Origin of the sequence: Mahella australiensis 50-1 BON (assembly GCF_000213255.1) — a bacterium.
GTDB lineage: Bacteria > Bacillota > Clostridia > Mahellales > Mahellaceae > Mahella > Mahella australiensis.
Genome location: NC_015520.1, coordinates 2632202 through 2648606 on the forward strand (window position 1 = coordinate 2632202; position 16405 = coordinate 2648606).

Genomic DNA, 16405 nt, shown 5'->3' on the forward strand with positions numbered 1-16405 from the left:
TTTTTCACCCTCGTTCTCAGAATTTCTTTAGATTTCTCCAACTTTCATCGGTTCTGAAAACGAGAGTGTTTGCCATATTACGGATATTTCCAATTGGACCTTGACATTTAACCGCTGGACTTTTTTCGTGGACAGCATAATAAGCAGCTCTATCGGTACATGCTACATGCAGCCATTTGGTGCTTCCTTCTGAACGTATACCGGTTTCGTCGAGATGCGCTATTTCTGAGTCAATAATACTCTGCTTGATCTCTTCTACAGGGCCTTCTAATCCTTCATAAAGAGCGGTTGCGGCATTTACCAGTGTCCCTTCACTGACTTTTTGGCCTGTAACATCTCGATCCGTTTCAGCTGCCCTTTCCAATGGCAACAGCTGATAGTATGTAAGATAATTCATCAATGCACACATATTTTGACCATATTGTGCCGGTTGAGTCACCTCGGCCGGGAATTCCCTCTTATATACCTTACCGCATATTGGACATACTTTCTCATAGGTCACATATTCGGTTACTTTAATCTGCGGTTCTGATATATCAAATACCTGACGGGTTCTTTTAACAGCCCCAATATCGGTTAAGCTGCATCCGTAATCGCAGGTGTCCGCTACTTTGTATTCGATAATTTCATCAGGATTCTGAACTTTCTCCAGTGTTTCACCTTCATGACCGGGTTGGCCGCCGCTGAGCTTGCCGCTCTTTTGGCGGGTGTTATACACAGCTTTTTTGTATCCATCTGATGATGGCGGCTTGCTGCTGTTGTCGCTGTTTTTGTTGAGCCTGGCTTCAAGTTCAGCAATTTGTATTTCTTGTCTAGCATTAAATGCTTCTAAATCTACAATCTTGTTATTGAGGCATATGATGGTTCCATTTAACAAATCAATGTGTAAGCTCATATCTTTCACCATGACTATTACCGCATCGATGTCTTCATCGTATGTCCTAATGATTTTTGATTCTGATTCATCCATCTCTTAATCACCGCCTCAAATCATAATCTTCTATTCCATCATAACATAATTCCCGACGGTTTGATTGTCAAAATTTTATTTTACAGTTTTGCTAACGGCTGAGTAGTAACTATAATTTAATAGTAGGCTACCCTGAAAACCTCGGAAGATGTCCAAAATTCCGTGGAATTTGGAGTAGCGGTTCCTGCCTCTAAAGGTATATAATATACTTATATCAGAGAAACAAAATGAGGAGGAACCGTTTAATGGAAGTATATCACAAACTAAAGTAGTTGACAAGGGATCTTTCACCTCAAATTATGGCGGCAGCTTACCCTAACATTAATCAAGAACAAATAAATGACCTGCTGCAAGCTGTCAAAGAAGGCCTACTTGCCTTCTCAGTAACCGTTGGCCTTAACGTTATTAAGGCCATGATGGAAGAAGAAGCAACCCAATACGTGGGACCGAACGGTAAGCGCAACCCTGAGCGCAAAGCGTATCGTCATGGTAAAGAACAGGGACAGGTAGTATTGGGTGGCCGTAAAGTCAAAGTAGAACATCCACGGGTCCGCACTATTGATGGTAAGGAACTGGTGTTATAGACATATAAAATGTTTCACGATGAAGATATATTAGGCCAAATGGCTATGGAACGCATGCTATATGGCCTGTCTACCAGGCAATATAGCAAAGGGTTAGAACCCGTGGGAAGCTCCTTGGATGCAAGAGATATATCTAAAAGCACAATAAGCCGCCACTTTATTGAGCGCACAAAAACAGCATTATCGGAGATGTTAACCAGGCGTTTAGATAATCTAGATATAGTGGCTCTATACATAGACGGCGTAGTAATGGCTGATCATACAGTAATAGTGGCTATGGGGCTAGATAGCGATGGATACAAACATATACTCGGTTTATGGGAAGGGGCTACGGAGAATGCCACCGTTTGCAAACAACTATTAGCAGATTTAGTGGATAGAGGGCTATGTAGCGACAAAGGGCTGTTGGTTATAATAGACGGTTCAAAAGCCTTAAGAGCTGCTGTTAGAGATATATTTGGACAAAAGGCTTTGGTCCAACGTTGCCAGGTACATAAGAAGCGTAATGTACTGGACCATTTACCCGAAAATCAACATGATTGGGTTAAGCGCAAGCTGGATAAAGCATGGAGCATGGAAGACGCTTCGAGGGCGGAAAAAGAACTAAAAGCATTGGCTAACGAACTGCAGAGAGACTATCCAGGGGCGGCAGCCAGCCTTTTAGAAGGTTTAGAGGAAACCCTAACAGTGAAACGTCTAGGGTTATCCGATTTATTAACCAGGACATTGTCTTCCACCAATCCGATAGAATCGGCATTTGATATAGTACGCAGTTTAAGCCGAAATGTAAAACGGTGGAAGAATGGTGAACAGGTGCTAAGATGGAGTGCGGCAGGGCTATTGGAGGCAGAAAAACACTTTCATAGGATAAATAGTTACAAAGACATACCGATCTTAAGGGAAGCGTTGTCTCGGAAGATAAATGGGATAAAATCCCATGAAGGAGCATTAGCATGAAATAATAAGGTAGGATGCGCTACAGAAATTCTACGACGTTTGGGACAACCTCAACCTCGCCGATACAGGTAAAAGATATAAAAATACTCCTTTACCCCAAATATGTATGGTATATTCAGGGGAACTGCTCGTTTATCTATATTTACAGATGCTATTATACAGCTGCTTCTTCAATGCTTACTTTATACCCCAAAGCCTCAAGGCGTTTCAGTGCTTTGCGGGCAATATCCTCTTTTCTCTTTCGGTCAAAATAATCTGCGCCCAAATCTTTATAAGATGTATTGTCTTTTATAATATGATAGGCAATAGTTAATATTGTATGGCCGACTGCTACCGCTGCCCGATTACGGCCTCGACAGGCAGCAATCCTTTTATATTGGGCTGATAAATAAGTATCCTTACTTCGCCCCGCTGCTTTTGCACACTCAGCCAGAGTACATCGCAGAGTATTGTTCCCTTTCCTGGTCTTGCCACTCTTCTTCTTTCCAGCGCTTTCATTGTTTCCGGGGCACATTCCGGCCCATGATGCGAGGTGTCCTGCACTCGGAAATACACTCATATCAGTCCCGATTTCAGCTGCAATATCGTACCAGTTCCTTCAGTTCCCGTTGCTCACGGCCTGGAATATAGCTGCCCTTAAGCAACCCATGTCTTAGCAAATCTGCGATCCATTCCGCATCCTTTACATCAGTCTTTCGCCCAGGCATCGCCTTGATATGCTGAGCATTAACCACCATTGCCGGAATCTCTTCTAGTTCCAATAGATTATGTACCGGCTTCCAGTAGGAGCCTGTGCTTTCCATGGCAACCATTTGGCATCCTTCGCTCTTGATCCAATCAAGCAACGAAAGCAAATCATCCGTTACAGTTCCATACGTCTTTATTTCTTTCCTGCCATCGGATATGACGCATGCAACTATTTTGTCCTTATGGACATCCAACCCACAACAACGCTCGTATATTACTTCCATTCTAATCGCACTCCTCATACGGTTGTAATATTCGGCGCAGCTTCCTGAATATCATTAATCTACCCTGCGTGCTCACATTAAAGTGGCAACAATTTGTGGTACAAGCAGGAAGCTGAAATCAGTCTTGAGAACGGGCTTAAAAGCACTAAGAAGACTCGATCTTCTTCACCGTATCTACAGTATACAGCGAAACTAGGTGGTTTTCATCCGTTTGTTGGTACAATGTTAGTCGCATGTATGTCTAAATACACAGGAATTTTTTAAATTTGCCTATCGACTGAGTAGTAACCATTTATGAACCAGTACTTTTATAATTCCTAACTCCAACAAAAAAGAACATATAACCCAAAACAAACAATATACTGCCAATTACTACCGTCATGTGAGCAAAAAACGGACTAAATCCTAAAAAATCACTTTTTTGCAAAAAGTATTGAGACGGATAAAAATTGATAAAAGCAACAGGAAAGACAAAGGTAAGCATTATTTGTATCCATCTATCATAAATCGATATCGGATATCGAATAAATTCATCAAGCGCCCATCTGAACGATGACAGTGCATCTGTCTTAACAATCCAGAATGCAGGAATGTTAGAAAACATAAATAATGCAGAATGAATAAGTGCCGAGCCAATAATAATTATGATTAAATAAAAAATATTCACAAAACTCATTGAAATATTGAGTTTTATAATACAAATGATCATTGCAGTTACAGTTGAAATTAGATTTCCTAAGTAACCAGTTGTAAAGCCTTTAAAACAAAGATAAAAAAATGGATTAAGTGGTTTTGTCAACATTTCATCAAATGTTCCCATTTGTATGTGCTGAGATAACATTGCAAAGGGGTTAAACATAAAAAATCCCGCCAGAGCGTAAGATGTAGCATCCATTGAAAATAAAAACAGCACTTCATACGCTGACCAACTTAAAATGCTTTCAAACTTGTGTACCATTAAATATACAACAATTAGATCTGCTCCCCATCCCATCATCTTTGCAATGCTATGAGCCCAAAAAGCCCCCGGATATTCAGTAATACTTTTAAGCTTTATTTTTATAAAATCAAAATATAAGGACATGTATTCCATGCTCTAACCTCCCTGAACAGTAACAACTTTCCGTGCGAAATACCATGTTATGCATTCTAAAGTCAAAAGAATCAAAAACCAGATTATTTGAAATAAAATAATAAACAATGCTTCTTCAAACGTGGCTTTCCCCATAAATATATTGATAGGCTTAAATATAAAATATTGAAACGGCAAAAAGTTGGCAATTACTTTAAGCGGCTCAGGATAAAACCAAAGGGGAATATATGAGCCTGAAAATAGAGTCATGAACGACCGAACAATCCAACTGATATGGAAATCCGTTTTGGTCCAAAATGCAGTAAGACCCATAATGTATTCCATTGTTGAATAGAGAATGATTGCCATAAATAGCGAGGGCACAAAGAGCAGCCATTGATAAAGCTGAGACGGCAATACAATCCCCCACATCATACTCCCAAGTACAACTATTGGAACGACAAACACAATGACGTTGAACAAAGCACCGCCCAAGCAATCAAATATAGCACAGAATTTTAAATTTACAGGTCTTATGAAATCAATTGAAATAATGCCGCTGCTCGCTCTGCCTGCAACATATTTGCTTACAGGAAGGCGTACTATTGTTGTCACAAATTGTACCATTAATACATATGTAACCATTTCTTTCAGCGAAATGCCGTCTATAATACCTTTTCCCCTGTAAAGCGCAGTCCATATATTTACTGTAACAAAGAGATAAATAAACGAAGTAAATACATGTATGGTAGTATTAGTTCGATAAACAAACTGTTGTTGGAAACTCTTTTTCAAAAGTTCAATATACATAGTCAGAAATACCACCCCACTTTGAATTCCGCGTTGAATGTGCTTTTTTAGTTACTATTCTACATGACTGATGTCTGGCAATATGTTAACCGTGATTATGCCAAACTATATTGTTGTGGAAATACCCACCGCTCTGTCAGTAACCACTGCTATAGGAATAGTATCTCATGATGCAATAAATAGGGCTTTATCGGCCATAGGGGACGATTTAACGAAGATCATCATGAGATACTATCCCTCTGTCGGCTTCTATATAAGGTCCATGATATTGGAGTTTACGAACTATGGTAGCAACACCTGGGTTTTGAGAAATGCCATATGCGGGATTATACAAAGCTGCAAGGGCATTTAACCCTGGTGTTTATCTCCTATATGTTTGTCGAATATATGAGGATAATTCATAGATTCGAGACTATAGGAGATACCGTAAATTACCTCAAATCGACTTCCGAGATAGAAGTCGGAGATAAGGTATTTACAGTATATACTTCCCTCAGCAAAGGCAAATTTGTGCCAAAAGTTATAGGTGAGGATAGCATAAGAACAATCATCTTCGAAAACTTCGCAGCTTAAAATATTAGATTTTCAAGGTTCGTCAGACTTTTGCGTAAGTCCTATATTCTATTCTATTCAGTCATTCCCACGTCAGAAGAACTTTTTGGCCATAAAATATTTTTTCCCTTTATACAAATCCACATAGTCTATTAAAATTGTCATCAAATCGCATTTTTCTTCAAAATTCATCCTGTCGACATCATATGTTAGGATATAATCCAATCCCTTATCGATACTATCAAGACTGGTGAAAATATTATCATTCGCCCAGACGGAGTTTATCAGCGCTTTGGAAGCATCGAAACATTTATCTAAATTTCCCGCATCCCAGTAACCGTAATAAGGATTTTGATTATGGATGATAAACAGAATCCCTCTGCCAATATACTTGACATACTTTTTGTTTGGAAGCAACGCACGCAAAGCATCTGACGTCGTTCCTACTCTAGAACGCGGCTTCCCAATTTCATGCCATCCTCCGTCTTCCTCCTGCGTCCTCAGATAAAAGTTTGACAGCTTATCATACCAGTAAGCCGTTTCCCCCTTTTGGAATTTTTTATCGGATCCGTTCTCATAATTCAGTGCATAGTACAAACACTGTAATATATAATGGTTCAGATCCAGTATTCCATGTTTTCGATCAGAAGAATTTTTTTCCACCCAATATTCATCACCATCTGTCCGCAACAGGTAATCAATGCCCCTTGCTATCGAGTCTTCAATAATCTTAACTGAACTTTCGTCGTTTCGCAATCGGTCAATAGTCCAAAACAACAGCTGTAATGCGGTTGCCGTTATGCCATAAAGACCCTCAGAATTCGATTGCAAGCTCCCCCAGCCCCCAGATGGCAGCTGTTTTTCGAGAAGTTTTCTGTACATTTTGGATATGTGCACCGTATCATTTACCTGTAAAACGATTCTGAATATATGATTAAAAATATATTGAGGCACCTTCATCGCATTTTGATAATATTCCTCTAAAAGCGACGGATAATAATCGTTTATGATTTCCATGCTTTTTTTATACAATAATTCGCTCATATGCCACCACCCATGCATTCATAAAACTTCACCGCAAATTCCCTAATATCGAAGCCGATTTTTGCAGTAAAATACTGTATCCGGCTGTTCATTATTTCGTTTTCAGCCAATCCATTTCTTCGTGAAAATATATGCAGCCAGTTCGGATGTTCATTGTCATCCTCGAATAAATAATCATATAAACCGACTGCATGATCGTTGTTTTCGATCTCGGAACAGCAGTTCAAATCCAAGCTGCAGGCAACGATCGCTGAAACTTTCACTGGTTCGATACACACGAAATCGGATAATTCTTCAAAAGAAACATTCAGCTTGTTTCCAACTTTTTTTGCCTGACGCAGGCAATCTAAAAACGCGTTGTCTTTATAGCTGTCAAATATAGCTTTATAGGTGCCAGTTCCTATCCGTATGGTGCTGTCGACTGATATCACATCTATACATTCCGCTTCCGGATTGTATTTGAGCAGAGACCGGTCGTTAGAAATGATTTTAGCCGAATGATTATACGCTAAAAGCGATAATAATGCCGTGGTTTTTCCACTACCTTTCGAGCCAATGAATAAAACCGCTTTCCCTCCATAATCGATGGCGGAACAATGCATTTCCACGTACCCTTGACTGAAGAAGTATTCCATTATTATACTCTTTAAAATATAGCGCGGTATCCACGATTTCAAATTGGCAAAGTAACAATCCAGATAATGAAGATCGTTTCGCTTTTCTACGATACAATCATCTTCATCAAACAAGTAGGTATCCTTATCTTTCCCCTGATAAAGCTGTGCGGTTTTGTATAAGTCCTGATTGCTTCCGCCATGGACAACGATCTGTTTCGGTTGGCCACTGAGAATGTTTCTCCTTTGGGCAATTACATCTTTGGAGCAGAGCCATAAATTGACTGTAAATAGCTTTTGGTATAATCTAAGTTCTTCCTGAAGTATGAGGCCAGCAATATGAGGAAGGGAATCAAAAATCGCGCTCATAAATGTTTCGGAGCAATTTGAGCATACTTCGATACAGGAATCTAAAACACCAAGATAATACTTTCTAGACATATGGATCACCCTACTTCAGACTTTCTATTAATTTACTTATTTTTGTTTTTGGATCCAGTATTTTGCTGATCGAAATCTCCTTGTTTATTGATTCAATAATATACGCAGCGTATTTCGATAAATCAACATCAACAAGCCATTCCCTTGCGATATGTTCCTCTTGTCGGTATATCAAATTTGAAACAAATATTTTGTCAAACAAATGGTTTCTATACGCCACTTCGAAACACTCATATCCATTCGTAAACATTCCAAACGTAATGAACGCGAACACTCTCTTGGCACCGCCTCTCTTAAGCTCAGTAAATGAATCTATCAACGACTCTCCCGTATCCATTATGTCGTCCACTATGATAACGTCTTTCCCAAATAAATTGTCACCCAAAAATTTGTGGAACAAAATTGGATTATGTCCCTCGGTCACATGAGTTGTATCCCTTCTTTTATAAAACATCCCAATATTCAGATTCAGTGACTCGGCGAGTTTCAAACATCTCTGAATTCCTCCCGCATCTGGTGCGACCACTATCATTCTAGAAGGATCAATAGAAATATCGCCCACATTTCTTACCAGCGCCTTCATCATCTGATAGTTGGGATACAGATTGTCAAAGCTGGTTAAGGGAATAGCATTCTGAACTCTGGGGTCATGAGCATCAAAGGTTATTATATTTTTTACACCGAGGTTCTCTAGTTCTCTTAAGGCCACGGCACAGTCTAGCGATTCCCGGCAATTGCGAGCATGCTGCCGTGACCCATAGAGCATGGTCATGATCACGCTGATCCTCCACGCTTTTCCGTTTATCGCCGATATTACCCGTTTGATATCCTGATAATGGTCATCAGGACTCATGTTCGTATCTATTCCGCGCATTTTATAGGTAATAGAGTAGTTGTAGGGATCTGACACGATGTAAATATCTTTTCCTCTTACCGATTCGGTGAGTACTACCTTTCCGTCACCGCTAGAAAATCTTGGATATTCCGCATCGATGATAAACGTATGATCGGTTTCACGCCACTGTTTTAAGTAAAAATCAATTTTCGAGCAAAACTTTTTCGTACCAGGCATGGATATAATCCCCAAATTACCAGAATATTCACCGTTCATGATTTTACCTCTTCCCCAAGAATGTGACTATTGTGATACCAATTTCTTACTAGATCAAAACATTGATCCTCAAAAATACTGATACCATATTCCGTATAGAGATGGCAGGGATGCAAGGTTCCCGAAGCAGATAGGTAAAAAATCTTATTTGCTGCTAAACATTGATTGTCCAGACTTTTAAAGTAATGTGAACACACGCTGGACGATATATTGACCCCATACTTTTCGGATAATCGCTGTATCTGATTTTCTATTTTATTTTTGTCAATCTGAAGTTCCAGCATTTCTTTATTGAGCGCCCCTTTCCCCCGCGGCGTTATGTAGGCGCACATGATGTTTTTCACACCTATCCCAGCTAAACAAGAAACCGTTTCCTCTATATGCCCGTAGTTCAATTTGCTGAGCGTAGTAATGACTTTCACATTCTTTACCCTTATTATTCTCAGAATATTATGAAGGATCGTATCGTAACAATTCTGTCCTCGGATATTGTTGTGGATATCCGCAGGTCCATCAATACTAGTAGTAATTGAATCCAACTTGTCTATCAACGGTTCGATAAGGGTATAGTCGTAATATAAATTGGTGACAATCCCGACCTTGATTCCCGCTTCCTTCAGTTTCGATACAATATAGTAAAGCATTTTATTCAGTGTGGGTTCTCCTCCGGAAATCGTCACCTTCATCACATCGTTTTTAGCAAGTATATCGACCACTCTATCAATATACTCAACGGTTGTTGGCTCTTCTACCTCTTCTTTACTCGCACAGCAATGTATACATTTCAGATTGCATCGATTGGTAATATCCCATTGTAATCTTATCCCCTTTTTCAATGGAACAAAACAGCAATTCATAAGGAACTCCTTTCTGAACTTATATTTTACAACGGATCATGATTTCACAATCACAACCAAGGATGAAAATGAGTTTGATGTACTTGCATAATTTCAATTATGTGCTAAAAAAGCAATTATAGCTCTTGCCATGAAACTACTTGTAATCATCTATACTATGCTTAAAACAGATACAAAGTATAACGAAAGCTGTTTTGAAGCACGCAGGCTTCAAACAGAGCAAAAGCGAGTTGCAAGAATGGTTTATGAACTTCAAAAACTTGGTTTTGAGGTAAAGCAACCTGTATAATTGAAGTATTTTCATTATACCGCATATCTATCTGGCAAGTATAGACAATTATACTTGCATAGGGTAGTATTGTCCTTTTTAGGATTAATATATTAAATTGTCAAGGAGCAAGCCTTCCAAGAGTCTTTGAGGTCTTGGAAGGGGGTTAAGTTATTTTTTTAGTAATTCTTTATATGAATCCTGCATTCCGCAAGCATATTTCATCACAACCATTCTACGCTACTACACACTTATTATATCATGACGCACCTTAGAGCGCAACATAAAAGAACAAATTGAGCAATTTGCCCTTGACACACCGAATGAAGCAGCTATTGCATAATTTGTCAATAGCGGATTTAAATTGACCCACCCGGGCTTTTTAAATTAAGCATTATCACGCTGACTAGCATATAGCCCGGCTTTTAATCTGTCCTTTAGACGGTAGCTGTTGCCCCTTATGTTAATTATGTGAGCATGATGTAATAATCTATCTAATACCGCAGTGGCAAGCACAGGATCTCCCATTAGCTCCCCACATTCCCCAAAGCCTTTGTTGCTTGTCAGAATTATGCTCCCTCTCTCATAACGAGCACTTATTAGCTGGAAAAAGAGATTCGAACCCAGACCATCTAATGGAAGATACCCTACTTCATCGATTATAAGAAGCTTAGGCCTCGTATATATTCTCATTCGCTTCTCTAATCGGTTCTCTTCATAGGCCTTCTTGAGGTCTTCAATAAGCCTTATAAGGCTGCTAAAATAAACCGATATCCCCTGTGATAGGGCTTCCATAGCAAGCCCTACAGCAAGGCGCGTCTTCCCTACTCCAGGTGGGCCAAGAAATATTACGTTCTCCTCCCGGTGAACGAAGGCCATCGTGGCTAACTCCTTTATCGCTTTCTCATCAATACTGGGTTGAAAGGTAAAGTCAAATTCCTCCAGAGTCTTTTTATACGGGAGCCTGGCAAGCTTCGTCCTTACCTCCATATTCCGCCTTTGCCTTTCAACAAGTTCGGCTTCTAGAAGGTCGTTTAAAAAATCAACGTACGTACTGTTTCGATGCTGAGCCTTCTCAAGTAGGGCATCAAGGAGGGACGCTGCATTTGAAAGACCTAGTTCTTCAAGGTGAGTCCGAGCTTTTTCAAAGTCTATCATGCCCTATCTACCTCCAGAAGGCTTTCATAAATCCCCAGAGAACGCTTCTCTACTTCCAGGAAAGACGATTTAATTGCTATTGGCTTAGGATAAATCATGCCCTCAGCTTCTTTAAGGCCTTTATACTGATCTTTGATAAAAACTATACTCCTCGAACGGTAATGTTTTTCGTGGGTCGCTATCACCTTTCCTTCATAAAGGATTTCAATTTTGCTGTTTTTATCCCTTACAATCACCTCTTTCCCGCTATACTGCCACGGCACACCGTACCTCACACCGTCAAAGCTCAACAGACCATCCTTGTGAACCTTTCTTACTTCTTCCATGAATTTTTGGTATCTATCAGGGGCAGGCAGGGGTTTAAGGTTTTCTTTTTCCAAGCGGTCAATAGGCCTTTCGCCAGTAGTGCCGTGTATCCTCCTGTTTTTCTTTTCACACCACGCTATCGCCTGACGGTTTAAATCACCGTAGTCTGTAAACCTCCTGCCCGCCAAAAAGTTATTTTTAACAAACCCTATACTGCTTTCTACCTTGCCTTTAGTCTGCGGACGCCGTGCCCTACATACCCTGGGAATAAATCCAAGAGTAGCACCACATCTTCAAATGTGGAATTCCATATCGGCTTGTTGTTCTCATCAGTGCCAAGTATTACGGTTTTCATTCTATCAGTGAGCACTATGTCAGTTACTCCGCCAAAGTATTCAAATCCGTGGATAAGACAACGAATGAAAGTATGAACATTGCAGCGGTTTGTAAATTCCACGTATATGGCCCTGGAATAACCCAATACCATGGCAAAGATATAAAGTTTACGCATTTCACCGCTCTCTTCATCAATGTAGGTATATTCACTCCAGTCAACCTGGGCTTGTTGGCCTGGTTTGGTTTCATAGCGGCACACAGCAGGAACCTGTTTGGTAGGCCTGAATGGCCTTACATAGTCCCTCAAGATGGTACGGCCGCCAGTATAGCCCTCCTCTCTAATCCTTTCATAAATAACCTCACAATTGAATATCCCTGAATTTATCATCTGTTGAATAGTATCCTTGTAGGGATCAAGCTTTGAACCCCTTTTAGGATGCGGTTTCCTTTGAGGGATACCGTATGCTCTGAGGTATTTTCTCACAGTATTTCTTGAAAGACCGGTTTCTTGAGCGATTGCGCGAATACTCTTGCCCTTTGCTCTTAATTCGTGTAACATGATAATAGATCCACTCCCTAGCATTTATTTCCCTCCGATCTTTTTATAGGATTAATCAGAGGGATAATTCGCCAGGGGGTGGGTCAATTCCTTCTCGTTATTCCTGGGTCAATTATACACCGGCGGTGACACTTTGTGAATTCGCCTGGGTAATAACCCGCCAAAGGAAATCGTATCTCTGTGCCTGGTATTGGAAGATTAAGCAGCGTAAAGGTCCTAAAAAAGCAATTATAGCTCTTGCCAGGAAACTACTTGTAATCATCTATACTATGCTTAAAACAGATACAAAGTATAATGAAAGCTGTTTTGAAGCACGCAGGCTTCAAACAGAGCAAAAGCGAGTTGCAAGAATGGTTTATGAACTTCAAAAACTTGGTTTTGAGGTAAAGCAACCTGTATAATTGAAGTATTTTCATTATACCGCATATCTATCTGGCAAGTATAGACAATTATACTTGCATAGGGTAGTATTGTCCTTTTTAGGATTAATATATTAAATTGTCAAGGAGCGAGCCTTCGCAAGAGTCTTTGAAACCTTGGAAGGGGTTAAGTTATTTTCGTAGTAAGGAGCAAGCCTTCCAAGAGTCTTTGAGGTCTTGGAAGGGGGTTAAGTTATTTTCGTAGTAATGTACAATAATGTCACTATATCGTGCATTATGTTATGCCTTAACTCTCTTTAGGCTCTCTATTGAAAGCTATGCGGATTATGCTGGAAATATATTGAATTTCCAGTTATTTTTGAAAACTTTCCATATAATCGGCCGTCAGATCATGTAGCATCTGCGCATCAATTTTCCCCGTGATTTTAATTTTTCTAGAATTCCTCCTCATGATACAACTGATCAGGTATCCATCACTGGTAATTCCCAGAATGTTTTTTCCCGCCATACACTGCTTGTTGTCACACACTTTACGTATATTTTTCGTATTTATGATGATTCCTGTGACAGGTCGCAACCGCTCAATCAACAACATGATATCCTTACATTGGGCATCTGTCAGTAGAACGCTTTTTACATAGTCAACATCATTTGCTATATCTGCAATAATATTTGCCACCGCAATTGAGTCAACGCGTAATTCCTCTGCAAGAGCTATGATCTGCTCAACAAATGGATAATTATGGGAGTTTAATGTGCAGATCAGGTGAACCGCGATCCCTTGGAAGACCAACTCCCTAATATTCTGAATTACCTTGTCAAAGTCATCTCGGCCTCTGAGCACCCGATACAACTCGCGATTGTGAGCGTCAAGCGACACGGAGATTTCCGAAACATACTTCTTGAGATTGCTGATTTTCTCTTTATCCAGCAACGTGCCATTAGTACACAAATCTACGCAGTATCCTCCTCGCTGGATCATATCCATAATTTCAAAAATATCCTTCCTGAGGAATGGCTCCCCCCCCGTCAAAATGATATCTTTTATCTGAAGTATTTTTAGATTATCTAGTATTTTCTTGACGTCCTCAATGGTTATATTGTTGGTCCCCTTTGCATGACAAAATGGGCATCGCTGATTACACATATCCGTTATTTCCCATAAGATCCTATACTTGTTTTTATCGCCATTTCTGAAGCAGCATGACAAATCGTAACTCATAATAATCCTCCAAACTAATTGAAGCCCTGTACAAGTGTGCCGACAAAACATACACGCTAGACGCCAAAGAACATAGTGGGCAGATATCCATGATGGATCGACTGGAAAGAATCAACTTTTGAAATTCGAACCTTGAAGTCCGGCACATAATTCTCCGGCCGATATAAACAATACGGGTCCCTGCTATTGAAGGAACCATACCACAGATATCTTCTGTCATACACTCCTCCACGACATTTGTCCACATACCTGCACTGTGCGCATTCGGCTGGCGTATCAAACTCGATACCCACGTTCGTTGAATCTATTTTGCTCAGCACATGGTTCTCCAGTATATTGAATTTTCTGAATTTCTCTTTGAGCAAATAGGTGGAAGGTGTTATGCTTCCATCTGGAAGGATGCGTAGGCTCTGAAGCCCGGACGGGTCAATTTGCTCATAGTCATCGCATAACACGGAAGCGAACAATGGATCATCGATGGCGATGATTTTATGATTTTCATTAATCCATTTCAATGCGTCTATTATTTTTGAAAAGTCAGCGATAAATCTTTTTGAATGGTCATTAATGCCATCCGTAGGCCTGAATATATTCAGTCGCAGTTTCGAATGGTATGCCTTAGCTATATCGAATAGTCCACTGATGTTTTGTATCTCAAGAGTTAAATTTGTTCCCATAAACACTATGGTCGATATTATACCATTCGTTTCACAATATGAAAGCGTTTTGATAGCCAATTCATACGCAGAATCAAACCCCCTGAACGCATTGTGTTTGGACGGTATGCAGTAATCTAGTGAAACATCAATTTCCGAAATACAGTTTTTTACAATTCTATCGAATTCGGCGTTCTCACGGACCCTCTTTACCAGATATCCGTTTGTTGTAAGTGCCTGCCGAATAAACGGATAATGGGTGCCAATATAATCCACTAACCTAAACCAGTCGTCGCTAAGCGTGTTTTCGCCAGTACCATAATTGATGCTATTTACGCTATCGCAATTCTGATCGATAAAATTCTTCCATTGTGAAAAAGAAAGCTGCTGCACTTCCTGTCTCGTTTTTTTGCTGTAACAAAATTCACATTTCATATTGCAGCTCGATATGACACCCCAGCCGATGTTCCATTTCATAACAAATCCCCCTATCTCAATATTTTGATTTATTTTTCACCCTCGTTCTCAGAATTTCTTTAGATTTCTCCAACTTTCATCGGTTCTGAAAATGAGAGTGTTTGCCCTATTGCAGATATTCGCATTCGCTGCCTTTTAATTATTAGGTATTTGGCATAAGTGGGATTGTCAACCCCGAAGCCGTCAGGGCACAAAAAACTTGCCTCATCTATTTTCTTGCCTGATACCCAGGCAGGTTTTTGTACGGGTTGACAAGACTGCATTGTCAAAGATAATTCCCATAAGGCAGCATATATCATTTATTTTATCCGGGTAGATAACCACCTTTTTGTCCCCCTCATTAACCCTATCATGCCTCACATTCCTTCGTACTATGTAGGAGGACCGGTGGAGGCTCCTTTTGCTCGTATGCAGGGTCTATGCCCTAATGGAGGAAATTCTGCCTACTCCACCCGGTTCCCCTCTTTTACGCGGCCTGTGCTATTTGTTGCTTTCTTATGCTTCCCAACACTTCAACTGGATCGTATTTCTCTTTTTTTGTACCCAATGTATAGAGAAGCCGTATTAGTTTTATGCTTATTACCAGTGAACTACATCGCCAATTTATTGGCGAGCTTCGGATTCCCGATGAAATGATGTCCATTCCATCGGTACATCTCCAGCGTGTCCAACGCCACTACTGCTGGGTAGGTAATACCTACTCTCCACAGATACTTTAATACGCGGCACCTTGAATATTTTACACAGCAAAGGATTACTTGCTGCAACCGCCAAATATTCAGTTTACAACGTAGGACATAATGTACTGTAGCTACCTTGCCATTTTGCGCAACATGTGAATATACGGTACACCATTCCACATGGCATACACCTGTGTACAGGCTACAAGACTACACCTTGATTATACCATAATATGTTTTTGATGGCAAGCAATTAATGCCCAGCGAAAACGGCTCTCATCTCTCCAATAAATTGGAGAGGATTCCCGCCGCACATCCTAAGGCCTGCTCGTATAATGAAGATGTCCAAAATTTCATGGAATTTGGAGTAGCGGTTCCTG

11 protein-coding genes and 5 pseudogenes are annotated in these 16405 nt (G+C 40.2%); 4 read left to right on the forward strand and 12 right to left on the reverse strand.

Features of this window, described 5'->3' with window-relative positions:
- Nucleotides 1–16: 16 nt before the first annotated feature.
- The gene (locus MAHAU_RS12465; RefSeq protein WP_013782084.1) at nt 17–970 is read right to left on the reverse strand and encodes an IS66 family transposase; all 954 of its coding nucleotides are present in this window, start codon (nt 968–970) and stop codon (nt 17–19) included.
- A gap of 413 nt (nt 971–1383) precedes the next feature.
- Between MAHAU_RS12465 and MAHAU_RS12470 the strand changes: the two are divergent.
- Nucleotides 1384–2511: pseudogene (locus MAHAU_RS12470) on the forward strand (IS256 family transposase).
- 154 nt (nt 2512–2665) lie between these two features.
- Here the strand turns inward: MAHAU_RS12470 and MAHAU_RS15430 are convergent.
- From MAHAU_RS15430 to MAHAU_RS12485, 3 genes and pseudogenes are all read right to left on the reverse strand, one after another.
- Nucleotides 2666–3482 (reverse strand): annotated as a pseudogene (locus MAHAU_RS15430) (IS110 family transposase).
- A 292-nt stretch (nt 3483–3774) separates the two neighbouring features.
- On the reverse strand, nt 3775–4575 hold the full coding sequence (locus MAHAU_RS12480) for an ABC transporter permease (protein WP_013782085.1): 801 nt from the start codon (nt 4573–4575) through the stop codon (nt 3775–3777).
- A 3-nt stretch (nt 4576–4578) separates the two neighbouring features.
- Nucleotides 4579–5364, reverse strand: coding sequence for an ABC transporter permease (locus MAHAU_RS12485; RefSeq protein WP_041644142.1), 786 nt, complete (start codon nt 5362–5364; stop codon nt 4579–4581).
- Nucleotides 5365–5446: 82 nt separating this feature from the next.
- Here MAHAU_RS12485 and MAHAU_RS15620 point away from each other — a divergent pair, with 82 nt between their 5' ends.
- Nucleotides 5447–5716, forward strand: a complete 270-nt coding sequence (locus MAHAU_RS15620; RefSeq protein ID WP_171804983.1) for a hypothetical protein — start codon at nt 5447–5449, stop codon at nt 5714–5716.
- A 293-nt stretch (nt 5717–6009) separates the two neighbouring features.
- Here the strand turns inward: MAHAU_RS15620 and MAHAU_RS12495 are convergent, their stop codons facing one another.
- Genes MAHAU_RS12495 through MAHAU_RS12510 form a run of 4 tightly spaced genes read right to left on the reverse strand, consistent with a single transcriptional unit; the run spans nt 6010 to nt 9983 of the window.
- Nucleotides 6010–6960, reverse strand: coding sequence for a prenyltransferase/squalene oxidase repeat-containing protein (locus tag MAHAU_RS12495; protein ID WP_013782088.1), 951 nt, complete (start codon nt 6958–6960; stop codon nt 6010–6012).
- Nucleotides 6957–8015, reverse strand: coding sequence for a hypothetical protein (locus MAHAU_RS12500; RefSeq protein ID WP_013782089.1), 1059 nt, complete (start codon nt 8013–8015; stop codon nt 6957–6959). Before MAHAU_RS12500 ends, MAHAU_RS12495 begins: the two co-directional genes overlap by 4 nt.
- Nucleotides 8016–8025: 10 nt before the next feature.
- Nucleotides 8026–9126, reverse strand: a complete 1101-nt coding sequence (gene prs / locus MAHAU_RS12505) for a ribose-phosphate diphosphokinase (RefSeq protein ID WP_013782090.1) — start codon at nt 9124–9126, stop codon at nt 8026–8028.
- Nucleotides 9123–9983: a radical SAM protein gene (locus MAHAU_RS12510; RefSeq protein ID WP_013782091.1), complete on the reverse strand. Its 861-nt coding sequence runs from the start codon at nt 9981–9983 to the stop codon at nt 9123–9125. Before MAHAU_RS12510 ends, prs begins: the two co-directional genes overlap by 4 nt.
- Nucleotides 9984–10086: 103 nt before the next feature.
- Between MAHAU_RS12510 and MAHAU_RS16175 the strand changes: the two are divergent.
- Nucleotides 10087–10272 (forward strand): annotated as a pseudogene (locus tag MAHAU_RS16175) (IS110 family transposase); the annotation flags it as partial.
- A 366-nt stretch (nt 10273–10638) separates the two neighbouring features.
- Here the strand turns inward: MAHAU_RS16175 and istB are convergent.
- Both istB and istA read right to left on the reverse strand, forming a co-directional pair.
- Nucleotides 10639–11409 carry an IS21-like element helper ATPase IstB gene (istB, locus tag MAHAU_RS12515; protein WP_013782092.1) on the reverse strand — a complete coding sequence of 257 codons (771 nt, stop codon included), beginning with the start codon at nt 11407–11409 and terminating at the stop codon, nt 10639–10641.
- Nucleotides 11406–12634: pseudogene (gene istA / locus MAHAU_RS12520) on the reverse strand (IS21 family transposase). The gene istB and the pseudogene istA overlap by 4 nt, the downstream one beginning before the upstream one ends.
- 107 nt (nt 12635–12741) lie before the next feature.
- Here istA and MAHAU_RS15980 point away from each other — a divergent pair.
- Nucleotides 12742–13011, forward strand: a pseudogene (locus MAHAU_RS15980) (IS110 family transposase); the annotation flags it as partial.
- A gap of 331 nt (nt 13012–13342) precedes the next feature.
- Here the strand turns inward: MAHAU_RS15980 and MAHAU_RS12525 are convergent.
- Nucleotides 13343–14212 (reverse strand): radical SAM protein, encoded by an 870-nt coding sequence (locus tag MAHAU_RS12525; RefSeq protein ID WP_013782093.1) that lies wholly within the window; start codon nt 14210–14212, stop codon nt 13343–13345.
- Between the two features lie 56 nt (nt 14213–14268).
- Entirely contained in the window at nt 14269–15345 is a 1077-nt protein-coding gene (locus tag MAHAU_RS12530) for a radical SAM protein (RefSeq protein WP_013782094.1), read from the reverse strand.
- Between the last annotated feature and the right edge of the window lie 1060 nt (nt 15346–16405).